The sequence below is a fragment of the Variovorax gracilis genome (assembly GCF_030317115.1).
GTDB classification, from domain to species: Bacteria; Pseudomonadota; Gammaproteobacteria; order Burkholderiales; family Burkholderiaceae_C; genus Variovorax; species Variovorax gracilis.
Genome location: NZ_JASZYF010000019.1, coordinates 66,171 through 88,910 on the forward strand (window position 1 = coordinate 66,171; position 22,740 = coordinate 88,910).

20 protein-coding genes and 2 pseudogenes are annotated in these 22,740 nt (G+C 63.8%); 11 read left to right on the plus strand and 11 right to left on the minus strand.

Annotation, left to right across the window (positions count from 1 at the left end; translation table 11 throughout):
* Positions 1–582: 582 nt before the first annotated feature.
* Positions 583–1,476, plus strand: coding sequence for a hypothetical protein (locus QTH97_RS26310; protein ID WP_286571467.1), 894 nt, complete (start codon positions 583–585; stop codon positions 1,474–1,476).
* A gap of 297 nt (positions 1,477–1,773) precedes the next feature.
* On the opposite strand, the gene QTH97_RS26315 is transcribed toward QTH97_RS26310, so the two are convergent.
* A complete protein-coding gene (locus QTH97_RS26315; protein WP_286571468.1) occupies positions 1,774–2,082 on the minus strand; it encodes a hypothetical protein in 309 nt (102 codons plus the stop codon).
* Between the two features lie 1,206 nt (positions 2,083–3,288).
* Between QTH97_RS26315 and QTH97_RS26320 the strand changes: the two are divergent.
* From QTH97_RS26320 to QTH97_RS26330, 3 genes and pseudogenes are all read left to right on the plus strand, one after another.
* Positions 3,289–3,426 (plus strand): annotated as a pseudogene (locus QTH97_RS26320) (hypothetical protein); the annotation flags it as partial.
* A gap of 533 nt (positions 3,427–3,959) precedes the next feature.
* Entirely contained in the window at positions 3,960–4,589 is a 630-nt protein-coding gene (locus QTH97_RS26325; protein WP_286571502.1) for an RNA polymerase sigma factor, read from the plus strand.
* A 12-nt stretch (positions 4,590–4,601) separates the two neighbouring features.
* Positions 4,602–5,765, plus strand: coding sequence for a hypothetical protein (locus tag QTH97_RS26330; RefSeq protein ID WP_286571469.1), 1,164 nt, complete (start codon positions 4,602–4,604; stop codon positions 5,763–5,765).
* Between the two features lie 2 nt (positions 5,766–5,767).
* On the opposite strand, the gene QTH97_RS26335 is transcribed toward QTH97_RS26330, so the two are convergent.
* Positions 5,768–6,520 (minus strand): hypothetical protein, encoded by a 753-nt coding sequence (locus QTH97_RS26335; protein ID WP_286571470.1) that lies wholly within the window; start codon positions 6,518–6,520, stop codon positions 5,768–5,770.
* Positions 6,521–6,837: 317 nt separating this feature from the next.
* A complete protein-coding gene (locus tag QTH97_RS26340) occupies positions 6,838–8,160 on the minus strand; it encodes a replication initiation protein (RefSeq protein ID WP_286571471.1) in 1,323 nt (440 codons plus the stop codon).
* Between the two features lie 543 nt (positions 8,161–8,703).
* On the opposite strand from QTH97_RS26340, the gene QTH97_RS26345 reads away from it, so the two are divergent.
* The 4 genes from QTH97_RS26345 to QTH97_RS26360 all read left to right on the plus strand — a co-directional run bounded on the left by QTH97_RS26345 (position 8,704) and on the right by QTH97_RS26360 (position 14,003).
* Positions 8,704–9,948 (plus strand): AAA family ATPase, encoded by a 1,245-nt coding sequence (locus QTH97_RS26345; protein ID WP_286571472.1) that lies wholly within the window; start codon positions 8,704–8,706, stop codon positions 9,946–9,948.
* Positions 9,949–10,309: 361 nt separating this feature from the next.
* Positions 10,310–11,209 (plus strand): ParB/RepB/Spo0J family partition protein, encoded by a 900-nt coding sequence (locus tag QTH97_RS26350; protein ID WP_286571473.1) that lies wholly within the window; start codon positions 10,310–10,312, stop codon positions 11,207–11,209.
* A 509-nt stretch (positions 11,210–11,718) separates the two neighbouring features.
* Positions 11,719–11,982 carry a hypothetical protein gene (locus QTH97_RS26355; protein ID WP_286571474.1) on the plus strand — a complete coding sequence of 88 codons (264 nt, stop codon included), beginning with the start codon at positions 11,719–11,721 and terminating at the stop codon, positions 11,980–11,982.
* Entirely contained in the window at positions 11,979–14,003 is a 2,025-nt protein-coding gene (locus tag QTH97_RS26360) for a site-specific integrase (RefSeq protein WP_286571475.1), read from the plus strand. Before QTH97_RS26355 ends, QTH97_RS26360 begins: the two co-directional genes overlap by 4 nt.
* Positions 14,004–14,043: 40 nt before the next feature.
* On the opposite strand, the gene QTH97_RS26365 is transcribed toward QTH97_RS26360, so the two are convergent.
* Both QTH97_RS26365 and QTH97_RS26370 read right to left on the minus strand, forming a co-directional pair.
* Positions 14,044–15,129: a hypothetical protein gene (locus QTH97_RS26365; protein WP_286571476.1), complete on the minus strand. Its 1,086-nt coding sequence runs from the start codon at positions 15,127–15,129 to the stop codon at positions 14,044–14,046.
* 64 nt (positions 15,130–15,193) lie between these two features.
* Positions 15,194–15,910: an HET-C-related protein gene (locus QTH97_RS26370; RefSeq protein WP_286571477.1), complete on the minus strand. Its 717-nt coding sequence runs from the start codon at positions 15,908–15,910 to the stop codon at positions 15,194–15,196.
* 197 nt (positions 15,911–16,107) lie between these two features.
* Here QTH97_RS26370 and QTH97_RS26375 point away from each other — a divergent pair, with 197 nt between their 5' ends.
* Positions 16,108–17,019, plus strand: coding sequence for an ImmA/IrrE family metallo-endopeptidase (locus QTH97_RS26375; protein WP_286571478.1), 912 nt, complete (start codon positions 16,108–16,110; stop codon positions 17,017–17,019).
* A 485-nt stretch (positions 17,020–17,504) separates the two neighbouring features.
* On the opposite strand, the gene QTH97_RS26380 is transcribed toward QTH97_RS26375, so the two are convergent.
* Together QTH97_RS26380 and QTH97_RS26385 are read right to left on the minus strand one after the other, a co-directional pair.
* Positions 17,505–18,254: a PIN domain-containing protein gene (locus QTH97_RS26380; protein WP_286571479.1), complete on the minus strand. Its 750-nt coding sequence runs from the start codon at positions 18,252–18,254 to the stop codon at positions 17,505–17,507.
* Between the two features lie 2 nt (positions 18,255–18,256).
* Positions 18,257–19,123: a restriction endonuclease gene (locus QTH97_RS26385; RefSeq protein ID WP_286571480.1), complete on the minus strand. Its 867-nt coding sequence runs from the start codon at positions 19,121–19,123 to the stop codon at positions 18,257–18,259.
* A 197-nt stretch (positions 19,124–19,320) separates the two neighbouring features.
* Here QTH97_RS26385 and QTH97_RS26390 point away from each other — a divergent pair, with 197 nt between their 5' ends.
* The gene (locus tag QTH97_RS26390) at positions 19,321–20,157 is read left to right on the plus strand and encodes a GIY-YIG nuclease family protein (RefSeq protein ID WP_286571481.1); all 837 of its coding nucleotides are present in this window, start codon (positions 19,321–19,323) and stop codon (positions 20,155–20,157) included.
* Between the two features lie 294 nt (positions 20,158–20,451).
* Positions 20,452–20,635, plus strand: a pseudogene (locus QTH97_RS26395) (hypothetical protein); the annotation flags it as partial.
* 115 nt (positions 20,636–20,750) lie between these two features.
* Here the strand turns inward: QTH97_RS26395 and QTH97_RS26400 are convergent.
* From QTH97_RS26400 to QTH97_RS26415, 4 genes are read right to left on the minus strand one after another with little or no spacing between them, the layout of a single operon-like run.
* Entirely contained in the window at positions 20,751–21,179 is a 429-nt protein-coding gene (locus QTH97_RS26400) for a sensor histidine kinase (RefSeq protein ID WP_286571483.1), read from the minus strand.
* Positions 21,172–21,324 (minus strand): hypothetical protein, encoded by a 153-nt coding sequence (locus QTH97_RS26405; RefSeq protein ID WP_286571484.1) that lies wholly within the window; start codon positions 21,322–21,324, stop codon positions 21,172–21,174. Before QTH97_RS26405 ends, QTH97_RS26400 begins: the two co-directional genes overlap by 8 nt.
* Before the next feature lie 8 nt (positions 21,325–21,332).
* On the minus strand, positions 21,333–21,872 hold the full coding sequence (locus QTH97_RS26410; RefSeq protein WP_286571485.1) for an alpha/beta fold hydrolase: 540 nt from the start codon (positions 21,870–21,872) through the stop codon (positions 21,333–21,335).
* Positions 21,869–22,540 carry a DUF6920 family protein gene (locus QTH97_RS26415; RefSeq protein WP_286571486.1) on the minus strand — a complete coding sequence of 224 codons (672 nt, stop codon included), beginning with the start codon at positions 22,538–22,540 and terminating at the stop codon, positions 21,869–21,871. The genes QTH97_RS26410 and QTH97_RS26415 overlap by 4 nt, the downstream gene beginning before the upstream one ends.
* Between the last annotated feature and the right edge of the window lie 200 nt (positions 22,541–22,740).

The window sequence follows — 22,740 nt, forward strand, 5'->3', positions numbered from 1 at the left end:
CGCCATTGGCCACCAGCATCGCGAATGGCGCGTCGCTGATGACGGGCAACTTGGACGTCTTGTCGCTCTCCTGGGAACAGCACAGAGCTGCGCGTGTCCGTTTCCGGCATGCCGCAGCGCAAGCGTTCAGGGGCGAAGACGGCGGCGGGCCGCAAGCACCGCAGGCGGGCAGAACTTCTCGGCAAGAACGGCGCGGCATCTTGAAGGAGCAGCAAGCCAGCCGCCCCCTGCCCGCTCTTTTTCTCTTGCCTCTTTCAGCGCGTGGCGAAAACGAGCTTGGGTGAGTCCGACGAGCCGCAAGTCGCCAAGTCGAAACCGGTTTGCCGGACATTGCCCGTCACAATGGAATCGGAGACCCGAGACGAACGCCCATGACCCCAACAATTGGACGCGACGAACACCCGCGCTGCGACGGCGCAGGGAAATACGAGCACCACGACCGAAGGCAGCTGCATGCCGCGCCGGCCGTCGATGCGATAGACCACGCGATCGCCGGTGGCCCCCGCGATCGGACCGTGTGGGGTTGCCCTTTCCACCTTCTTCCGCCGGCCATGGGCGTCACCTTGATTCCAGGGTGATGGGATGCAACTCGACATTTTCGAAAACAGTCGCGAGGTGATGCTGAGGAACGACGCTGCGCATGCGCTCGAGCGGCGCGACGCGGACGGCGCACTGGAAGCGTGTGAACGTCTTGCGCAGGAATACCCAGCCGACGAAGCCTTGCCGGCGCTGCGCGTTCTTGCCGGGTACATCGAGGCGACCGAAGCCGACCGACAGGTTGCGCTTCGCGACCACGAATCCCTGCGCGAGGCGCGGCAGACCTTGCAAGAGATCATTCGTTTCGCTGCGCAGCGCACCTTCGGGGAGCCGGCTGCCGCGGTCTGGGTCGCTGCGAGATGGCAGGATCTTGCTCGGCGCGCCGGGACGCTCGCTTTCGACGCTCGGTATCCGCACGACCATGCCGCGGCGCTGTGGCTTCGCGCGGGCGACTGGGAAAACGCCGCTCAGGCGGTCGAGTCGATCGAATCGTGGCGACGGATACCGGTGCCGCTCGCCTGGATGGCCGAGGCCCGGTTGAAGCTGCTCGGCCTGCGGCCGAGCTGGCCGTTGCTCGCGGAGCTGGGATGGCTGTCGCCTGCGCTGCTCGGGGAAGTCGCGCAACGCGCGGCAGACCCGCTCTTGACGCAGTTGATGCGCAGCTTCGAGGCGAACTTTGATGCGGCCTCCACGGACGGGGGTGAGGCCGGCGACTTGAGCTGGTTTGCGGCGTGGGTGCTCACCGAGCGCTCCGATCTTCGTGAGGCACTGGCGCTCGCGCAGGCCTCGCAGCACAGTGCCCCGGAGCAGGCGACGCGACTCATGGTGGAACTGCTCGGCCTGGAGCGGCAGGGCCGGCACTCCGACATCGTTGCTCGACGCAAGGTGCTGCGCGACCTCCAGCCCGCGCTGTACGCGGCTTACATGAAGCGTCGCTGACGACAGTGGCGCACGCGTGGACTCGGGCGCAGCACTATCCGCGGTCGGTCCGGCTTGCTTCTGCTGCGGCCGCGGCTTGCGCTATTGTTGCCGTCATCGTCAGCCAGGTCTGATAGTCGAACAGCAGAAGCTGTCTCCGGGACGTCCGCGCACGCGCAGTCCGGGCCTGACGGCGAGCGGGCGCAGGCGCAGTTTTTGTGTTCCCTGAGAGAGGAAGTTCGAGATTCTTGTGGCGATCTTTCGCCATGTGGGAGGGTCGCCGGTGCCGCTGGGAATTCCGCGCCATCGACAGTGAACTTACCTCGTCGCCGCGCCTGCTGTCGTTGATGCCGCGCCCGCGGTGGCGTCGGAGGACGCCGCGGGAGACGGCCTTCTGCGCAGCAACTCGCGCAGAGCCGCGCTGGCGGAAAAGTAAAGCCAGCGCGCATCCTGGCTGCCGGCCTGGAGTCCCCGCTCGATCCACGCGAGGTCTTGCGGGCTGGCGGTGGCCCCGGCCTGAACGAGCGACTTGGCTTGCGATGGCGTCAACTGGCCGACCCATTGGTTCGTGGTTGAGCGCTTGAGTTTGCCAAGAAAGCTCTGGATGTCGGGAGGGGTTGACGTCATGGGGCGCATTTTCTCAAGGAACGGCAGCGCCGGACATTAGGGAACGCACGACCATGGACGCGCCAGACCTTATGAGTCACCGCCGGCCAGGTCTCATCGTCGAGCGCCGGCAGAGGTCGACGCGAAGAAGGAATGCGCGACTTCGAGGCTGGCGTCTCTGGTTGTTCGCGCCGCCGGCGCGATATCCAGTCGGGTGGAGCGAGCCTTGCGCATTCGCACAGCATGCCGCTTGCTCGGCCGACTGACAGGTCGTTTCGGCGCCCCTGTCGTGACGCACAAAAAAATCCCCAGGAGCAAGTCCCGGGGATTGAAATCCACCAAGAAAGGGTGGAGGAGACAACCGGATGCCCTCGGATGGGGCAAGAACGTCCGTTCGAGGCCTGGATGCTTGCGATGACGCAAGCAACGTGCCTCGCGCGGCATCCGGCAGTCATGAATGGACGCTCTCCTACAAATCCGGCGCGTGACAGCTTCGTCGACCTATTGCCCCACAGCGACGCAACGGAGGGGCGGCCCATCGCAGCTTTCGTGACCGCCTTCACGTCGACGCGCCATTTTGGCGACAGGCACCCCAATGCGCCGGCTTCCGGATCGCTTTGCGAGAGGTCGGGATCACGTCGCGAAGCTAGGCCGCTTGCAGTTCCTCATCGAGGAGGTGGCGGCGTACCCAGTGGGCGTGCTGCCAAGGATGTGCTGAAACCGCGCGAAGCACCATTGCCCGCCACGGGCGGCGCCACGGGTGTCACGACGCCGATGCGGATCGCCGGAAAGTCCTCGCGCAGCGCGGCGAGCACGGGCTCGGCATCGCTGTCGTTGGAGCACAGCGCGACCTGATCGAAGAGTCCTCTGGCGGCTCACGGTAAATCGCCATCGCCAGGTTGACATCCGTTTTTTTGTCCTCGATCTTCCACACACGCGTTCGGACATTCCGGTCATAGGGAAGCCCATCTCGGAAGGCGGGAAGCAAGGCGCCGTGTGAATCCATGCTGTGGGCACACAACGTGATGGAGAACACGCCCGGGTAGAGGGTCTCGAGCGCGCGGTGGTACCGGTGCTGAGCTTCCACGGACGTCTGGCCGTGTGAAGCGAACCTGGCCAAGCGGGAGCGGTGAAGAACTCGACTGCCTGCACCACTGCGGCGTTGTCCTGAACCCTCAGAAGGGCCGAGAACAGGGCAAGCTCGCCGCCGGTTTTCCGTCTCGACCGATGACTTCCTGGTCAAGCGACACGACCTCCCAGGCGTCTTCAGGCCACCTTCTTCTGGCAGTTCAGCGGCCATCGATGCAGGAGGCAGGCATCGATGACGGCGACATCCTGGTGGTCGATCGCGCCTTGAAACCTCGACATGGCTGCATCGTCGTCGCGCAGGTCGACGGCGATTTCACCGTGAAGACGCTGCACAGCGCGCGGACCGGGTCGAGCTCGTGCCGGCGAACCCGACCGTCCCCGAGATCACCTTCTGGGAGGGCCAGCAACTCATCATCTCCGGGGTCGTCACCGCCGCCATCAAGCGATTTGCCGCGTGAGCGCCCCGCCCGCCAGGGACACAGCAATGAGCGACCGTCCTCCATGCGCTTTGCGTTTGCGCCACCCGGTTGCGTTGGCGCGCGTCGCCCACTTCGTAGGCAGCTCATACCCCGGTCGACGGCAAGAACTTCCATGCCAGCTGAGAGCGCGTGTTCAGGCCAAGTCTGCAGGGCCGCCCTGTCATCGTGCGGGCATAGAGCCATCGCACGTGGACCACTCACGGATGGCCCTCTTTTTTGCCGTAGGGCCGGCGCAGGGGGCCGCTGCTGCGTCGAGAACTTTGTCGCGATTGCGCGCCCTCCTTTCCGCGGGGGATTTGAAGCCACGACGGCGACCGTCATACTGGGCGCATGGCCGGCGAAACTCCGACCGAAGCGCACAACGGCGCCTGGTGGCGCCGCGAACTCGCACGCTTTGACGGCCTGGCCCGGGCCTCCCTCAAGCGCCAGTTTCCATCCGTCGGGAGACTCCACGACGACCTCGTTCACGAGGCCCTTGTCGCTCTGACTGCGCAACTGAGCCAGCGCCCCTCCGCCGCCCTGCCCGCTTCGTGGTTCAAGGACGAGGAGCCGGCGGCCGAAGACGTCCGCCGCTTTCAATCGCTTGCCTTCGCGGTGCTCCGGAATAAAGTGATGGATCACTTCCGTTCGGACTACCGAAAATGGGCGCTCCAGTTGCCGATCGAGGCACTTGGGACGTCGGAAGAGCAAGACCACGATTCGGCCGAGGAGCCGGCAGTGGAAGGCCGGGATGCCGGGGGAGCGCTTGACCTGACGCGAACCGCACGGGCCTTGATGGTCTTGCTCGCGGAGCTCCCGGATCGCGATCGGCTCTTGATGGAGGAGGTCGCCTTGGGTGGTCGCGACCACCCCTTGGATGAAAGTGAGCGTCAACGCATACATCGTTTGCGAGCTCGGCTGCTCGGCGCCCTGAAAGGGCGGCTTGGGCTTGACCCGATCGACTTGCTACGACAGCTTTGAGAGGAGACGGCCATGGACCCCTTGCTGCAAATCATCCACTACACGGACATGCACCTGGTGACGGACGGGTATGCGCGAAGCCGGTGGATGCTCAGGCGCGCCCTGCCCTTCCTCCCGGCCGACCATAAGCAGGGCTGGGCAGGCCCTCGACGGGCTGTGCTCAAGGACTTCGAGAACCTCGTCGCGTCGCTGGCCAGCGAGTGGCGCGAACAGCAGACGTGGTTGGTCGACACTGGCGATGGAACGACCTTCGGAGATGCTGCCTCCCTCGACGAATGGAAGGAATGGTCAGACAAGTTCCTCGCCGCGGCCGGCCCCAAGGGCAGTCTGGTGAGGGTGTATGGCAATCACGATGGCTGGCCAGCCACTTTTCCGGGCTTCGCCGCTGGCCAAGTGCTCATGGACAAGCAGCGGGATCTACTGCGAAGAGACCACTTCCCCGCGGTTTGGCCCGAGAAGCCGCTCACTGTCCAAGTGCCGGCGACGATGCAAAACCGCCACCCGTCGCAGATCGAGCTGTATGTCGTGAACACGGTCGACCATGAGCGCATGCGGAACTCCGCCGCGCTTGGGTTGGCCGCACGCGACTGGCACTGGACTCGTCCTCCGCCCATCGACACCCCGGCTTGCGATCTGCTGGACCACGCCCGGACCCAGCCGGGCGGCGCCAATGGCAAGCACCTGCGCGTTGTGGCCATGCACTATCCGATCGCAGATGCAGCCACGCCGGGAAATCCGACCTGGTCCAAGTCGCTGGCGAATCGAAGGCGCTTTGCCAGGGACCTCCATGCCGAAGTGGCGCCGCCGGTCGCGCATCTCGTGCTGGCGGGGCACACGCACCTGGCCTTCCCTGCCCTGGGTCAGTTGCCAGACACCGCCCTCAACGCTCAGCACAGCCCGCTGGGCGCTGGCAAATGCCAGATCGTGAGTGGGAGCTTGAGCCAGGAGTTGCTGAGTTCCACCAAGCCGAAGGCGGGCATCAGTTGGGCGGACCAGCAGGCCTTCGACTTTCCGCAGCAGTGCACGGTGCTGCGCTTCTATTCGCAGCCCAACGACCCCGATGAGATCGTGATGGATCGGGTCATTCTGGGTGCCGACGACAGCGGGATGTTCGACTACCTCCCGATTGCGCAGGGCTCGCAGCAAACGGTCGAGACGATGACCTTCCGGCTTTAGTCTCACGCAGGCGCGTTCTCCCGGCGCCTCTCTTTCGAGGGGTGCTCGCGGTCCAGTTTCGCGGCACGCGCCTGGATGGCATCTCTTGCACGCCGGTAGCTGGCAACCGCGTCACGAAGGTGCACCTCCAGCGCAGGGCGATCGACCTTGAGTCCGAGCGGCAACCGGAGACACTCGCGGTCCGTCTCCGCCTCGAGCATCGCGTTGAGCGTCTTGAACATGGCGACATTCAACTCCTCCGCGCGGAGTTCAAAGTGCCGGGCGTCTGACAAGACTTCCTCGACGAGCGGGGTCTGCCCGAACAAGAGATCTCCCGGAAGCAACTCGGCCGGAGCGACTCGTGCGTCTGGCCTTCGACGCCGATGCAACTCCGAGACCATGGTGGCCCAGGCTGCGCGTGCGAACTCCCTGGCCATTTCGCTCGCCAAGGCGTCATCGCTCGCCTTTGCCTCATCGGCTGGCAAGCTGACCTGCAAGGAACGCTCCAAGTCCGCTTGCAAGGATCGCAAGTCGGGTCCCGGGTCGTGATCTTCCGACTCGACCTTGTCCAAGAGAAACCTGCGCAGAGCCTCCGCCTGAGAGGCGAACGAACGCGCAAGCTCCCGTGCACTGAATGCGCGAAAGCGAGACTGGAACAACGGTGTGACGGAGGCCGCCATCGCCTCATGAAGGCGTTCAAAGAGGGCTGCATCGCCTTCACGCCCGCCCGGAAGCCGGGCTTGAGGTACCCAACCTGAGCGATCGAGATCTGGCATAGCGTTCTCCGAAAAGGGCACATGCCCTTACTCACTTAGTCGCAGATTGCGGCCAAGTGTGACGGCTCCTCGGTGAATTCTTCCGCACTTTACATTCCCGGCTCGATGGGCTCCTATGCAGTAGTCGCCGTCGTGTGAGTTTCGTGACATGAATCTGGCTCGAAATCCCAAAAGTTCTCACATCAGAGGTTTCACAGAGGTACAAGGCCTTCAAATCAGTGTCAGAGCGCTCTGAAGATGCTCAGCCGTCGGAGGCAGACCTCGGGCGTCCAGCACGGCCGGCAGATGTCGATCGTTTGCATCGGCAAGGCGTCGGGTCACCCCCCGGGCGCTGCGGCCACCAACAGCAATTGCGCGTCGGTGGGCTGGTTCCAGTTCGGGCCATACGCGCCGGCTGCGTAGTAGCTGACCATCTCGTGGCGCACCATTGGGTGCGTCCATCCCTTTCCGACCAGTCGCTGGATGACGGCGGGATGCGCATTTCGACGGACGAGATCCTCCCGCAGCCCCTGCATGAGATCCGCCTGGCGCTGTACTGGGAGCGCAGACAATTCGGCCGTGAGCACTTCGATGCGTTCCGCCAGCCACTTCTTCTCCCATTGCGCCAGACGCTCGTTGGGCGCCACTTGCGGCGCCTGGGGTTCGTGGGCCAGTGCCGCCTTCTCGATCGATTCCTCGTGCGCGGCCACGTGACCGGGTAGCACGCTCTTGAGATACCGCAAAGGATCTCGCAAGGGCTCCGGGAACGCACTGGCAGCGCGCTTTTCCACGGCCTCGATCGCGGTGGCGACGGCCGAATCGCCAAACTCCTCGATCAGCCGCTCGATGCGGGTGTGATCGATACCCAGGCGCTCCGCGCTGGCCAGAACGGCCACGTCCACGGGCTCGGCCGCCGAGCGCTGCTGCAGAGCCAAAACCCGCTGCGGCTTCTTGCGCACCGTGAACTGGAGATCCGACACGAACCGGCCCGACTTGAACTCGAGCATCTCGATTTCAATGTCCGCCAGGGCGTTGATTTCGGCCAGAGCAGGTCGAAGGGTGTCTCTCTTGAAGATCCGGTACTCCAGACGCTGCAGGCGTTCGTCGTCCGGGCGGCCCAGGAGCACGGGGCGCCACCAGGTCCAGGCTTTTCGCGCGGTCTGGCCGACACCCAGGTAGCGCGAACAGATCTCGTAGAGTGCGACCGCAGGATGCGAGCCCAGTTGCGAGATGACTTCGAGCGACAGCTTGGCAAAGATCTCCGGATCGAGGAGTTCGTTACGCATGTTCACCGCGTAGGACCACTCCACCCAGATTTGGCCCCGCTCTTTCACGAGCCGGGCGTGGGAAAGCATCCCGCAGACATCCCAGGTTTGCCATTCGCCTGCGGTGGGCGATTGCCACTCGACGAGCGTCGTGATCATCGAGCGCAGGTGCGTCTTGATGATCTTCATGTCGCCGCTGTTGTAATCGAGGCCCTTGACGATGTCCGTCAGGGCAGCACGAAACGTCTCGCGCTCCAGACCCTGGTTCTGCGCGATGTGGAGCAGGACGTTCCAGGTCCGCCGTCCCAGGGCGGTGATCTTGTTGTTCTGGGGCACGAGGGCCAGGGAGAACACGGGCTTGAGCAACGGCACCGCGCCGCGGGCAGGTGTGGACATATCTCGGTGGGCGGCTGTGACCATGGCTGACTGTAGCGCAGCGGGCGGGTCATGTGAAACCGCGATTCACCTGTCGCATCGGCGCATTCCACGTGAACTTCACTGAAAAAGCTCCACTTCCGCGTGCCCGCAAGGAGCATTCAACGGATGGGAGATCACTGAAAAAGCTCCACTTCGGCGGCTTCACAGTGCCATAAACACCCGGCGCGATCCCTCAGTGAGGGCGATTATGCGTCTACCGTATCCCCTTCTCCTGCAGCCTGCAACGGCTCCGCATGCCACTGAATCCACTCTGAGGCCCACCGAAAAAGCTCCATTGCTGCCTGAAAACACTCCAGAAATATCGCTAAGTTGTTGATTTCATTGAAGAAAATGGACGTAAAGTATTCAAGGAGTTGAAGGAGTTGGACTTCAGAAAATACCCGCTGGAGCTCTTCTGGAGCTTTTTCAGGAAACAGAGCACAAGAGTTGGACGAAACTTCGATTGTTTGCGTAAAACTCGTCCAACACGCACAATCTCGACATCAATCACAAACTCGTTCAATGATGGAAATTCGACCTCAGATCACCCTCGCCGGCGTTCACCAGCAGGCAGCGGATGCGGCAGCCATGTTGTCGAGCATCCGCTCGGCCATGTTGGCGCCCATGGTGCGAAAAGCGGCCCCGTCGTTCAGCGCGGACCAGGTGGCCACCCTTTGCGAAGCGTCGTCGCGTGGCTCGTTCGCGCACCGCGTCGCGAGTCGCAAGGATATGCCGTCCGGCACACTCGTGTCCAACGGACGCAAGCGGATCTTCACCTTGGCCGAGACGCGCCAGTGGGTTCGGGACTACCGCAAGGACATGTTGAGGCCGGAAGGGGCCGAGGCGATCACCATCTCGATCGCAAATTTCAAGGGCGGCACCACAAAGACGACGACCGCCATGACACTGGCGCAGGGTCTCACGTTGCTGGGACACCGGGTGCTGGTCATCGATACCGATCCACAGGCCTCGCTGACGACCCTCTTCGGCATCCTGCCGGATGTCGAGATCGGTGCCCAGGACACCATCATGTCTCTGGCCGATGGCTCCTCCACCACGGTCCGGCCCATGATCCGGTCCACCTATTGGGATGGCCTCGACCTGGTGCCTGCGGCGAGTTCGTTGTTTGATGCGGAGTTCATGCTTCCCTCCCGTCAGGGCAAGGAGGGGATCTCGGGTTTCGAGTTCTACAAGGTCCTGGATCTGGGCATCGACGATGTACGCACGGACTATGACGTGATCATCATCGACAGCCCCCCTGCCCTGTCTTACCTGACGATCAACGCGTTGATGGCGGCGAACGGAATCATCATGCCGTTGCCTCCGGAGACGCTGGACTTCGCCTCCTCCACGCAGTTCTGGTCCTTGTTCTCTGATCTGACCGAGACGATGCTGGAAGGCCGGGGGCAGACCAAGAGCTTTGACTTCATCAATATCCTGCTGTCGCGGGTGCCGCCCAAGGCCGGACGCGGTGCGTCGACGACCGCCGACGCCGTGCGCGAATGGATCGGTGCGACGTACAAGGAGAAGGTGCTGCCGTTGGAGATTCCCCGCACCTCGATCGCATCGCAGAAGTCGTCGGGCTTCGGCACGGTCTATGACAGCGAAGCAGGCGACGCCAAGGACAAGACCTACAAGCGGGCGCGAGATGCGTACGACCTCTTTGTGCAGCACATTGAGGTGTCGATCCGCAATGCGTGGGCCAGGCAACTCCCTCAGCCGCAGGGAGGGTTGTACGGTACAACCCCCCTACGCATCGAGGCTTGACGTGGGAATTTTTCGGGATCGACGGCGTGCGACGACGGGGGTTGTACGGTACAACCCCCTGCCCGCATGGCAAGACGCGACGCCGCCGGCGGGTGCGCGTCAGCCGTCTGTCTCTTCAAAAAGAGCGCAGTCAGCGCTTTTCAAAAGAACCTATTAGGAACATGCAATGGCGAACAAGGACTTGGTGAAGCGTGCGTTCAGCGTCACCGCAAACCTGCCGAGCGCGCAGCGCAACGACGCGGCGAATTCTCAAGAAGCAAGCCCGATCACTCCGAAGCCGGCGGTTTCAACGCCAGTGGCGCAGCCTGAACCTGTGGAGCCGGGCGGGTCGCCCGTAACGCCCAAGACAGGACCGGGCTCCATGCTCGCGTTCATGACCGAGCAATCCGAGGTCCATCGCGAGGTGGTGCATCTTCGCGAGCGGCTGGCCCAATTCGACGGTGCTCAGGCGATGCGCAAGCTCGATCCGAAACTCATCACCGCATCCAGGTGGGCCAATCGCGACGCCTCGCATTTCCAGACCGAGGCGTTCACTCGACTGAAGGAAGACATTGCCGGCGCCGGTGGCAATGTTCAGCCGATCAAGGTTCGGCCGATCGCGGGCGCGCCCTCAGGAGCGCCTCAGTTCGAGGTCGTGTTTGGCCATCGTCGGCATCAGGCGTGTCTGGAACTGGGCATCCCGGTACAGGCCGTCGTGGAACCGGATATGAAGGACGTCGACCTGTTCGTGGAGATGGAGCGGGAAAACCGCGAGCGCGAGGACCTGTCGGCGTGGGAGCAGGGCGTGATGTACATGCGAGCGCTCGAGCAGGGACTTTTCCCGTCGGCCAAGCAACTCGCCGCGGCCATCGATCGCGACCTAGGCAACATTGGCAAGGCCATGGCCCTCGCCAAGTTGCCCAGCGAGGTCGTACACGCGTTCGGATCGCCTCTGAACCTCCAGTTCCGGTGGGCGACGGCCCTCAAGGACGCCCATCAACGCGACCCGGAGGGCTTGCTGGCTGCCGCACGCGAGATGGCCACGAAGGTGCCGGCTGCCACCCCGGCCGAGGTCTTTGCCACGCTCACGGGGGCAGGGAGGGCAGGTCGACAAGGCGAGACGCCGTCGACGGAATGGACGGACGACGACGGCCGGCGCATCGCGGTGTTGACGATCGATCGCAAGGGCAGGGCGACCCTGTCCTTCGACCGGCCCCTGGACGAATCGCAGCGTCGGAGGCTCGCCAAGGCGGTCGATGCCTTCGTGGGGCGAAAGGCGTGAATCAAGTTTCTCTGCGCCGATGTGAGTGAATATTCACTTCAAATTTAGCGCGACGCATGACGGCGTGGGGTTGCGATCTGACTGCTTTGTGCCGTTCTATCGGGTACGCCCAGATCGCGATATGCGCACGCCCATGGCATCGCGACGGTGGCGACCCGCGCCATCGGGCCGTTCGTTCCGATCGGCCTGCAAGTGCTCCACGGGTGGACCGTCGAGAGCCCGGAGCCCCATGGGCGAACTCTGGAGTGAGCGAAGGGTCCGACGAGCAGCGGACTCAAAAACCTCAATCAAATCAACGACTTGAGCGCAGGCGCTCAAAAAAGGTCCCCAGAAGCATCGTAAATCTACATTGATGATAATTGGATTTATCATCTAGACTGGATCAGGGCGCCTCCGGATCTGTCATTCCCAGGCGGAAGGGTGCCGGGGGCAATACCTCATCGTGCCGCACCTCAACTGTCCAGCTTTTGATCGGGTGGATCTCTCCACCTTTTCCGTCCGACCTGTCAATGCCGACCTTGTCCACCCAGCAGCTGGCCCACCTCGATGACGAGGAGGTGGCTCGCCTCGCGGCCATGTGGCGCGCCCGGGCCCTGCGCGGCGACCGCGAGGCCAATGGCATCGCCCACGCCTTCGAGGTCGAGCGGCGCCGGCGAACCAGGGCGAGCTACCTGGCGCAGCTGCCGCCGGAGCCGCCCGAGCGGCCGCGACCCTGGTGGAAGTTCTGGGGCGCCCCTTACCGCAAGAACAGCGAGTCAAGGTGGCCGCCATGAGGAAAGCAGCCCCAGTTCTTCCGCGCAAGCTTCATGGCGGGCATTTCGCCTTCATGCGGGCGCTGGCCCAGGGGCTCGATGAGCGCGCGAGCTGGGACCGGTACCTGCGGCTCGAAGGCGAGCACGCGGACTTGCGGACGGTGCGTCGCACGATCGCCTGGATCCGCGACGAGTTCGCCGCGGCCGCCCGGCGCGAGAACAAGCCGGGGACGGCGCGTCTGATCCTGCTGGACCCGGACCGGTTTGCCGCGGCGCCGAAGCAGCCGACCCTGGCCGAGTTCGCCGCCGAGCGGGGCCTGGAGGACTTTTCGGAAGCCGAGCAGCTCGAGGCCTACGAGGAAGCCTACCCGCCAGGAGGCCAGGGAGGGCGGGGCAAGGCCGCGCCGGGCAGGGGAGGGCAGGGCGGCGCCGTCCCGCCCACGCGCCGAAGCCGGGTGATCGCGCGGCAGCTTGAGGCGCTGCGCTGGCTGCAGGACCTGGTCGCGCAGGATCCGCGGCCTGGCGACCGCGTGAGCGCCTGGTTGAATCCAACGCTCGCGAAGCGCCTCGAGCGCGCGGGGGTGACGACGCTTTTGAATCTGGTGGAACGCATCAACGGGATCGGTGCGCGCTGGTGGGTGCCTGTGCCGGGGGTGGGAGAACTCAAGGCCTCACGGGTCCTCGAGTGGCTGCAGGCCAACGAGGCGGTCTTGGGGCTGCGCGTCGGGCGACATGTGCTGCAGCCACGCTCCCAATTGACGCCTGTGGTGCTGGCCGGGGTCGTGCCGGCGGCCACGGCGCTGCGCCCGTTCGAGAAATTTCTGGTGCCGCCAGCGCTGGACGGGAGGGCGGGGGGGTTCAGGGCGCCGCTCGAACAAAGCGTCCTGCTGGCGCGCAACGACCCCGAGGCGATCGGCGCCTGGCTGGCTTCAAAAAGTGCAGGGCGCGGGAACGCATTGTCGGCGACGCAGCGGGCCTATCGCAAGGAGGCGGAACGGCTGCTGTTGTGGGCCGTCCTCGAACGGCAGAAGGCGCTGTCGTCTTTGACGGTGGAGGATGTGAACGGCTATCGGTCCTTCCTCGCAGATCCCCCGGCGGCCTGGTGCGGGCCGCGCCATCACCAGCGCTGGTCGCCGCTGTGGCGGCCGCTCGAAGGGCCGCTCTCGGCAGTTGCGCTGCGGCATGCGCTGACCATCCTCAAGGGCTTGTTTGCCTTCCTGATGAGCCAGGGCTATGTGACGGGCAATCCGTTCGCGGCGTTCGCGTTGCCGAGTCATTCGCCGCGGCCCTTGGGCTCCCGTCGAACCCTGACCTTCTCCCAGTGGGATCACATTGAGGCGCTGCTGGACCAACAGGTCGACACGGAAGCCGGGCGTCGGCTTCGGCGCGCCATGCGCTGGCTCTATGCGACCGGGTTGCGTCTGGCCGAGATCACGAGCGTAAAGTGCGAGGACCTGGAGAAGATCGACTACCGGGCCACCGACGGGACGATGGCAACCGATTGGATGCTCTCAGTGGTCGGAAAAGGCGGGCGCAGCCGCGAGGTGCCCATTCCGCGCGACCTGGTCGACGAGCTCGGCGACGAGCTGGCCAGGCATGGCTTCGAGCGCGAGGTCAGCGCGCCGGGCAATCGAGGCATCCGCGTGATGGCGCGCTTCCATACAGGCTTCGAAAGTGGCTTCAATAGCGACTTCGTTGTCGGCTTGGATACCGGGCCACAATGCCCCCTATCCTGGCGGCCGGTGCCCTGGTCGGCCTCGGGCCTGTACCAGGCGATCAAGGCATTTCTAGCGCACGCCGCCGACAGTCTCGAAGGGTCGGACGCGCAGCATCTGAAAGAGGCCAGCACGCACTGGTTGCGCCATTCGCATGCATCCCATGCCTTGCAGGGCAGGGCGGGGCAGACCCCGGTGCCCCTTCAGGTAGTGCAGAACAATCTCGGGCACGCGTCCGTCGGCACAACCTCCCTGTACCTGATGACCGAGCGCGACGAGCGGATACGGGCGATGCGAGGGTTTTGGCACTCGAGAGGCGCCCCGTAAAGGGCTGCCATGGAAATCGGCGTCGGCCGACCGTCAAGACCTAGCGGCATTCAGCGACAGGCGTTTCACCGTTCACACGCGTGCAGATATTTCGCCTGAGGGACTCCAGGTACACGCCGTTCGCTCGGTAGAGGGTTGCGAAGATCGGACTGAGCTGTTCTTGAAGGACTGCGATCGATTGGAACTGCTGCGTGCCATCCGACTTGGGCAGCTTCGCCGCAATGGGCTTCAACGCTTCCGCGACAGCGCGCATGCGTTGCTCGAGCGGAGGGTGGTCGATGGCGCGCAACGGATACAGCACGACGCCCTTCTTTTGCGTCAGGACGTCGCACACGAACTTGCGGGCGTTGCTGTCAATCACTGGAGGTGGCGTGGGAAATTCCGTGGCAATGAAACTCGCGTGCGGCTTCGGCTGGCTCATGAACTCGCGCGTCATCGCTGCGCTCTGCCACGCGTTGGCGGCAAGGTAGAGCTGATCCACCGCCCAATAGACAGAGCCCTGTTCGGAGAACGCGGGCTCGCGGTACGGCGGCTTCGGCACCAACGCCTTGAGCACCTCGATCGACATGGCGTCGGCCGCCGCCTCGAGCTTGACGTTTGCCGGCTCGCATGAGCTTCGGAGCTGATTGAGTTTCTCGTCAGCGGGCTTGGCAAGGTCGATACGTTCGAGTCGGCCGGCGTATTCGCCCAACCGACCCTGGCTGATGTGGCCGAGCTCGTGAGCCAGCACGTACAAGAGCGCCGGATTGGCGCGGTCGGGCCGCCCCTTCATCTCCCCAAACACCCGCACAGCCGCGGACGAGCAGCGCAACTCAAGGCGGTCAGCGGCCGTCACCACACAACCGCCGCGCACGCTCCGTTCGTCCAGAACGTCGTCGCGCCCGGGCGCCGCCTTCGCACATCCATCCTTGGAGGTGCCGTCCTTGGCAGCGTCCTTCACCACGAATACGCGAAGCACCCGCTCGCCGTGGGCAGGGGTCGTTGGATTGACCGCCACGTCATCGAAGGGCAGTGGCCTGCCCAGCGCCGCGTACCCTGCGGCCGCACCCTTCAAGGTGCGGCCGACCAAGGCCGCATCCCGGTCGTCCAGACGACAGCGCGGCGGGGCATCAGCCGAAGCGGCCATTGCCGTGATCGAGACGATGCCAAGCAACGTCCCGATCGCCCACGGTGTCGCTGAACGTGCCACGTCAGAGCCCGCGACGGTCGACCAAGACCTCGAACGCGACATACTTGCCGTTGAGTTCGTCCAGCAGGGGCCAGCGCTTGAAGCTGTACCGCAGGAAATCCGAGGATGCCTGGCGCGCCGCCACGATGGCCAGACGGTACTGGCTCAGGTTCTCGAGGTGCGCGACGCGCACCTTGCCGCTTTTCGTGTCCTCGCTGTCCTTGGCGAGGTCTGCATGCGACTGGGCGCCGGCAGGGCACAGCTGCGGGATGCCCCAGAAGACAAAGCCCGAGACCAGGCCGTTTTGCTGAAGCTTGCGCAGCGCAGCGTTTCCTTCCGGCGTCCAGAAGGGGATGACGGCGATGTCGGTCGCATCCTTCACCGTGTCCTTGGTCATTTCGATGTAGTTGCTGTGCGCGTAGAAATCCTGGACCGCGTGCAATGCCTGACCGATCGAGAAGAATGCCTTCTCGCCAGCAGCCACCATGGCCACCGTGTCCTTCTTCGCCTTTCCCGCTTGCGCGACCAGGACCTGCTGTTCGGCCTCGTTGAGCAGCGTATCGACATACGCGGTCGCCCCGTCGAAGTCGCAGTTGTCGAAATGCGCCTTCGATTCGAACTGATGGACGGAGTCCTGGTAGAAGAGGGCGCGGCGTAGCTGCTTCGCATACTCGTTGCTCGCCAGGTCCTTCATTGCCTCCTTGTGACCTTCGCTGCCAAAGGGCTTGTCGCAATTCACGCAGAGGATCGTCACCGAACTCCCAGGCCGCATTGGCAATTCCGCGACCGTCTGCGGGGGAGGCGCAGGCTTGAGCGGATTCGCTGACTGACACCATGCCCACGCAGCGGATCCGAGGGACAATGCGGCCAGCGTGGCCACAAGGGCGGCCCGTCGAGCAAGGCGAAGTGTCACGTCTGGACTCCTGTTGCGTTTTCATGCGGCTGCGGCCGAGAGGGGGCGGGATGGTGTCGGCATCATCGCAGTCCGTTCGCCTGGCAGCGAGCAATTTTGGCCATCGAGGGCTGTTCTCGCTCATCCTTCTCGCCGGGCTGCCCGCATGGAGCGCGACGCTTGACGAGGTGACCGAGCGAGGGTTCCGACATACGACGCTGGACCAGGCTCTGGTGGCGAAAGCCACTGCACGCGCCAACAAAGTCCTGGCGACGACCGGCATCCGGTTCGTGCCAACGTGGCAGATGAAGGCGAACGAGCAGGGCGGTGCCGGGAGCGTGCCACTGTATCTGGTCGATTCCGCGAAGGAAGCGACCACGCCAGCGGCGGTGCCGGAGGGCTGCCATTGCGTCTTCGTGAATCCCAGGTTTTTAGCGAGGTGGGCGACCTTCAACTCGACAGGCGCCGCCCGCATGATGATTGATCGCGACTACTTCCTGACCTTCGTGTTGCTTCACGAGGCGGGACACATCCACGACGGCACCTCGGCGGGCGCCTTCAAGGATGGCGAGATGTCGCAGCTGAATGTCGACCCCAGCAAGGCGAAGACTGAGGAGCGGCAGGCGGACGAGTTCGCCGCCAATCTGCTGCGACAGCGCGCGAACGCGACGCCAGCCAATGATTCCTCCATCGCGGCCAACTTCGTGGTCAACGAACTCACGAAGCTGGGCTGGAACATGCAGGCGTTTCGCACGCTCGATGAATTCGGCTCCTTTTCGGTGGGCAGGCCCAGCGTCTTTTTCGACGATGGCTACTCGCACCCCAACATGGCCTTGCGCATCCTGCGCACCAACAACTTGATCCAGCGCTCGCCAGAAACGCAGCTGCTTCTGGATGCTTTCGAGGAGGCTCGCGAGAGAGGTGCGAACGCGAAGCGGCTGCACGCTCCAAGATAGCCGCGTCACGTAAATTCAGAACATGGTTGAGTTGGACCTCGTACAAGGATTCGAATGTCGGTTCGGCGGCACGTGAACAAGCAGGCGTGATGCGAGAGAAGACCAGATGCCTAGCAACCACCGGCCGTGGCCGCGGATGCCGAAGCCCGAGATTCATCAACCGTCGACATTGGACGCCATAAGGCGCGCTTGCTGACCCCAATGCTTCGGCCGATTTGCCAATGGCGAGTAGGCCGGTGGTGTATGGCGCGAATGGGAGGGAGCCCGCGCGCGGCAGACAACCAAGGCGAATGGCTCTTTCAGACTGATTGTCGCCATTCACGTTGGAAGCCCGGATGGCAGGGGAGGGCCCATCTCAGTCCTTCAGCATCGACCACTGTCCGGCGGCTCGGCAGCGAAAGCGGACCGTCAAAGGTGCCGCGCACATCGACTGCTTGATCGGCGACAGCGGTCACCCGTATTGGCGTCGCGTCCCATGGTTCACCTCAGGTCTTAGCAGGTCCATAGCCTAGCTTTCTGTTGGCTAGGTGGATCACATCGCTGGTAAGCAGGCGATCGACAATGAATTGGACCTTTTGAGGCACCGGCACAGGGCCAAACTTAGTTTGGACGTAGCGTTCCAGTGCAGACAGGCTTTTGGGACGGTTCGGCGCCTTCAGATCTTTGAGAAGGTCACGATACATCGCGATTGGCAGCTTTTCGCCAGTTTTCTTCTTCGCCACCGGTTGCTGTACGGGCGATCCCTTGGGCGCGACGGGAGCCTTCAGCTTTTTCGGCGGCTCCGCGTTTACTGCTGCCTTTTCTTTAGACGTTTTCGCCACCTTGCTTGTCTTTCCTAGTACGAATGGAGACGGCGCTGATTGAGTGATGGCCGGCGAAGCGACGGCCGGGAGCGCCTTCATGCGCTGGACAGAAAATGCCAGGGTTCGCGCGTGCGCGATCGGCGGGTCGTAGCCGGTGTCCTTGGCAAGAACCACGAATCGACAGCTGGGATGCTTGGCAGCAAGGTAGCCGAGGTAGAACACAAGGTGAAAGTCCAGCGAGTTCGAACCGGTTCGCGAGATCGGTATGAGCGTCGATCGCGGGCTGTCGAGTTCAAAAGCTGCCTTGCGTTTGAGCTGGGTCGGGCCGTAGAAGACCCACGCCTGTCCCGCGTCCCCTAGCCACGCTTCCACTTCCTTTGGAGATGGTTGAACGTTCTCCAAGTCGACCAGCAAGTGAATGCTGATTGTCATGTTCAAGCCGTGCCGCGGCAACGCGGATAGTCCGAGCACCCCCAGAATTGCTGGCCCGCGCTGGCCCCTTTCTTTGCCGTGCGGCGGACCATAGTCTGCGCGCATCGTGGGCAGTTCGGAGCAGCGGTACTCGCTGATGCGTAGGCCGGAGCTGCGGGCCGGTTTGGACTGCTCTCAGGTTTCGAGCCCCCGGCGCTCGCGGCCCCTTTCGCCTGCTTGAGCAACTGGTGCAACTTTGAACCATCGATCAGCAAGACGTTGCGCCCGCTGGCAAAGTCTTCCGCCTCGGAGGTGAATCGGCCCGAGGTTACAACGAAGCCGCCGGCCGCCCCCTTTGCCGCCATGACCCCATACAACTCTCGCACCACCGCTACACCGACCTTAAAGGCTCGCCATTGCTTGCACTGCACCAGGTAGTGCTCGCCGTTCTTGCGGACTACCAAATCGACACCGTCGTCAGGGCCGGGCTTGAAGTTCTCCACGACCGAGTAACCCTGCAGGCGGAAACCCTCGCCCACGAGCGTCTCAAACTCCCTCCAACTCATTCCGTCTAGAACGCTTGGAGCATCAGAGCGCGTTGCGCTGTCCAACAACGATTGACGCGAATGACGTCGCCAAGCCGAGATGGCGGCGCCCGCGAGGCAGATGAGCGGCAAGAAGTACTGTCCGACCGAAGCTAGCCCGCGCCACAGTGCTTCAATCATTGTTCCGCCCACCTCGCCGGGCCTGATCGCAACCAATGGCGCTCCTGCGACTCGATGGAGGACGAGGTATCCGACGACGGCCAAGACGACGCCAACATGCCAAGGTAGTAGAGCGACCAGATCGATGAGGTTTTCTGCGGGGCTGTTCTTTTTTCGGCGCGCCATCGGACGATTCTGCCCGCGGGGCACAAGGGGGCACAGTCGTCGATGACCAACTGCGAAATACTTCACAGTCGACTGTGGGCTGAATGCCACGCGGGGCTGCGAACGACTGAGTGCCACCGCGAACTGCGAGCCCGGGCCCGAACGCTGTCGGGGGCTGCCACGTATGATTGCTCGCGACAGACGCGGAGGAAAACGAAATGGAGCAGCAAAACCCGGAATGGCCCGGAAGTCTACAGATCGTCTACGTGTTGACGAACGCAGCGATGCCGGGCCTCATCAAGATCGGCATGACGCGTGGCAATGAGGCGGCTTTGCGCACCAGCCAGCTATACACGACCGGGGTGCCGCTCCCCTTCGAATGTGCATACGAATGCGCGGTGCCAAACGCTGCCGAGGTGGAACGCGCATTGCACGTGGCCTTTGCTCCATTCCGCATCAACCCGAACCGCGAGTTCTTTCGCATGGAGCCGAATCAGGCGATAGCGATCTTGCGACTGCTGCACGCCCGTCCGACCGCAGTAGTGACCCAAGAACTCGAGGCGAACACGCCGTTGGTGGACAAGGAGGCAGCGCAGCGCGAAGAGGATGAGGCCCAACTGCGTCGTGCACGGCGACCACGGTTCGACTACATCGCACTCGGTTTGCCGATCGGCACGGTGCTGACGTATAAGGACGGCACAAGAACCTGCATGGTCGCTGGACCTCGCACCGTCGAAGTTGATGGTGAAGTGTGCAGCCTAACGCAGCTAACCCGGCGCGTGATGGGGCTCGCCGACGACTATCCGCTGCAGCCCAGCCCGCACTGGCTGCATGGCGATCGGACGCTCAAAGAGATCTACGACGAGTTCTACGGGGACCTTCCCGAAGGCGAAGTAGCGAGTGGCGGAACTATCGCTGCACTAAAAGCACACGCGACCCGCGCGCAACAGGCAGCCAGTGAAGCCGAGACGGAATCTGAAAAGTCCGAACTCCTGAAGAAGGCGGACGGCTATCTGCAACGAGTTCGCGAGATGACAACTGGCCTAGAGTCCTGATCGCGGCCTTCGCGCCCTTCGCGCCCAACGAGCGGGCTGCCTTGGCCGGAGCGCAGCGTGTGCCGACCTTAAAGCTAGGACCGCTTGGTGGCAGAGACCTGCCGTTCCCGCCGGGCGCGGAGAAGTCTTCAGTGGGCCCTGAACCGAAATCGGGTTGCCGAGATTGCTCGCCGCAAAGCGGCCGTTCCCAACCAACTGGGTATCGCGGCATTGCTCGACAGACCCGGCAGGCACCGCGTCGATCTTAAACCGCGCGGTGCAGCCCGCGCTGCCACGCGCGATCGCGCGCTGCCCCGGCTCGATGAGGGACCAACCTGGGACGCCGACTTGCAGGAGGCCATCCGTGAAGGCGTGGTGCTACGCGTGCGGCCAAGGTAATGACGGTGCCGTCATCCTGGCCGGCCTGTTCCCGATCATGTTGGGCAGCGTCACCGGCTCCGAGGTGATGCAGCGCATCGCGGCGCCGATGGTAGGCGGGACGCGAGCCAGGCGCGGACCGATCAAATGAAAGCGCTGACATGGGGTTGCTATGCCGCGGATCGGCAGGCGTACGCGGGACTGCTGCCCTGAGGGTTGGCGCAATGCCAGTTTTTCTAATGAAGCATTCGGACGGGAAGTTCAATGGTGAAGACGCACCCGACACCGGGCAAGTCCCGGACGCCCAAGACACCGCCGTCCGCATTCACATGCCGCCGGGCGATGGAAAGACCAAGCCCCAAGCCGCTCTTGTCGTCGCCGACCTGAATGAACGGCCGAAAGATGTTTGCGGTAGCTCCTGGCGGGAGCCCTCCGCAGTTGTCCTTGACGTCGATCAGAACACTGTCGCCCTTGGCGTACGCGCTCAGGGTGACCTCCGTATGAGCATGGGTGAACTTGAATGCGTTGTGGAGCAAGTTGACCAAAGCCGCCAAAAGATGGTCCCGATTCCCCGAGATGCCCAGTTGGGCGTCCACGTCGGCCACCGCAAACGTGCAGCCCTTGACACTCGCGTCGAGCGAAGCGGCATTCTTGGCGTCAGCCACAAACGATGCGAACGCGCGCCTTCTCGCTTGCGCTGGAACTCGACAGAAGCTCTGGAGGGGTCGCCAGGACGACGCGGATCAGCGAGTTGCGGCCAACGTGCAGCGCTGACCAGAACAGAAAATCTGAACCGATCAGCGTCATCATCGTGCTTTCTACCCAGGTCGGCAGCGGCGGCGCGGAATCCGCCTGTGCAGCCGGCTTGTAGGCGAGCGGCACCAGGAGCACCAGCGCAGCGACCCGATCTGGTGGATCGCCATTTGCAGCGCGGATGGGGCTCCTGCCGAGCCGCCCATGACTGCATGCCGTCGAATTCCCAATGCATCCAGCAGACACAAATGAGCGTCGGCCTGCGCGGCTGCCGAGGCATCTGCGGGCATCGGGGTGCGCAGGTAGCCGAAGCGCGACATCGTAATCACCCGGATGCCCCGATGCGTCAGCGCAGCCGCTAACGCCATGCCTTGGTCGTGTCCGCCGCCGCTTCCGTGCACCGCCAGTAGCGGAATGCCTGAGCCCGCCTCCTGGTACTCAATGACGCCGCAGCGGGTGGAGACCAGCGTGCTGCCCTGCGACACGCGGGCCACCGCCAGCTTCAAGTCGCGCTCGAAGCGCCCGCTGATGCACAGGGCGCCCGCTGCAAGGACCAAGCCAATCGCACCGGCGACGGCTGCAGCGACGCGCAGGCGTGCGGTCACGGCAGAAACTCGAAACGCATCGACGTCACGGTGCCGCGGAAGTAGCTTCTGCGCCCTTCTGGCCAAAGCCATTCGACCTCGCCGACGTTCGGCACCGTCATGCCGTTTCGCGTCCGATAGTCGGACCACCGGCCCTCCCACGGGATCATGACCATTTCCCGGCCGACCATGGCGCCGCGCGCGTCCGCACGAAACGAGTCGATCAACCCGGCGTCGTTGAATCGGAACAGCAGTGTCAGCGTGAGCGGGTCATCCACGAGCGTGGCAAATGCAGAGTGATCGTCGAACGCGTCCCAGCGAACACCCTGGCTCGGCAGCAGCGCCGTCGGATACCACGCCGCTTCAGCGAAGAAGCGGAACAGCTCGCCGCGGGCGATCTCACCATCGCCGTGAATGTCGGCCACCTGGAACAGGCCAAGCACCGCGGCGCGCAGCATGCCTTGGCCCCCGATGTACGCGTCGAGCACTCGCACCGCCAACCCGGGCAGCACAACGATCTCGGCGTCCCACAGGAAGCCGGGGCGGCGGGTGACGATCCTGTGCCGCGAGGTGAACGGCTTCCACCGCTCCGAGGTAGGAGACAGGTTGAAGGTGCCCACCAGATCGACGGTCAATGCCGAGATGATCGGTTGTCCTTCCGTCAGCGCGGCACGGAAGTAGCGCTGCACCGGTGCGGGCAGGCCTTGGAGTTCGCGGAAGTGGACGCGGGCTATGGCTGGCGAATGACTCGCATCGTCGACCTGGGTTGCCGCGAGCGTGCCCCTCAGACGCGTTGCAGTGTCGGCCCACCGCCGGGTCCCGAAGCGGAGACACCCAGGACGGCCGCGGTCGGCAAGGACAGGGCCAGAGCGAGCCAGAGCAACCAAGT

Coding starts and splice junctions, on each gene's coding strand:
- QTH97_RS26310 (WP_286571467.1), top strand. CDS start 583: ATGCAACTCGACATTTTCGAAAACAGTCGCGAGGTGATGCTGAGGAAC.
- QTH97_RS26315 (WP_286571468.1), bottom strand. CDS start 2,082: ATGACGTCAACCCCTCCCGACATCCAGAGCTTTCTTGGCAAACTCAAG.
- QTH97_RS26325 (WP_286571502.1), top strand. CDS start 3,960: ATGGCCGGCGAAACTCCGACCGAAGCGCACAACGGCGCCTGGTGGCGC.
- QTH97_RS26330 (WP_286571469.1), top strand. CDS start 4,602: ATGGACCCCTTGCTGCAAATCATCCACTACACGGACATGCACCTGGTG.
- QTH97_RS26335 (WP_286571470.1), bottom strand. CDS start 6,520: ATGCCAGATCTCGATCGCTCAGGTTGGGTACCTCAAGCCCGGCTTCCG.
- QTH97_RS26340 (WP_286571471.1), bottom strand. CDS start 8,160: ATGTCCACACCTGCCCGCGGCGCGGTGCCGTTGCTCAAGCCCGTGTTC.
- QTH97_RS26345 (WP_286571472.1), top strand. CDS start 8,704: ATGATGGAAATTCGACCTCAGATCACCCTCGCCGGCGTTCACCAGCAG.
- QTH97_RS26350 (WP_286571473.1), top strand. CDS start 10,310: ATGCTCGCGTTCATGACCGAGCAATCCGAGGTCCATCGCGAGGTGGTG.
- QTH97_RS26355 (WP_286571474.1), top strand. CDS start 11,719: ATGCCGACCTTGTCCACCCAGCAGCTGGCCCACCTCGATGACGAGGAG.
- QTH97_RS26360 (WP_286571475.1), top strand. CDS start 11,979: ATGAGGAAAGCAGCCCCAGTTCTTCCGCGCAAGCTTCATGGCGGGCAT.
- QTH97_RS26365 (WP_286571476.1), bottom strand. CDS start 15,129: ATGGCCGCTTCGGCTGATGCCCCGCCGCGCTGTCGTCTGGACGACCGG.
- QTH97_RS26375 (WP_286571478.1), top strand. CDS start 16,108: ATGCGGCTGCGGCCGAGAGGGGGCGGGATGGTGTCGGCATCATCGCAG.
- QTH97_RS26380 (WP_286571479.1), bottom strand. CDS start 18,254: ATGACAATCAGCATTCACTTGCTGGTCGACTTGGAGAACGTTCAACCA.
- QTH97_RS26385 (WP_286571480.1), bottom strand. CDS start 19,123: ATGGCGCGCCGAAAAAAGAACAGCCCCGCAGAAAACCTCATCGATCTG.
- QTH97_RS26390 (WP_286571481.1), top strand. CDS start 19,321: ATGGAGCAGCAAAACCCGGAATGGCCCGGAAGTCTACAGATCGTCTAC.
- QTH97_RS26405 (WP_286571484.1), bottom strand. CDS start 21,324: ATGATGACGCTGATCGGTTCAGATTTTCTGTTCTGGTCAGCGCTGCAC.